This is a genomic window from Gilvimarinus sp. 1_MG-2023 (genome assembly GCF_030548285.1).
The window spans coordinates 1-236 of the sequence record NZ_JAUOSC010001704.1 but is presented as its reverse complement, the minus strand read 5'-3'; the positions used below and the strand labels follow the sequence as shown (position 1 = coordinate 236).

Below are 236 nucleotides of genomic sequence, written 5' to 3'. Positions count from 1 at the left end.
GGATAGGCCGGCCAACGACTGCCAGCAGCCATAAAGGTACGCATGATTTCGGCATCCAGCTGATATTCATACATCCCCGGCTCAACCATTTGCATGGCCCGACAGTGGGCATTGGCGCTGATTGCTGCTGCTTGTCGCATCAGGTCGATTTCGGCCTCGGATTTGATCAGCCGCATTTCGTGCAGGATATGATCCAGGCCGCAGAATTCCCGTGGTGGCCGTGAGCCGTTACGCAC

1 protein-coding gene is annotated in these 236 nt (G+C 56.8%); it reads right to left on the bottom strand.

Translation table 11 applies throughout. The features are described from left to right. Positions 1-236, bottom strand: a 236-nt coding sequence (locus Q4563_RS22595; protein WP_303606144.1) for a M24 family metallopeptidase, incomplete at both ends; no start/stop codon positions are given.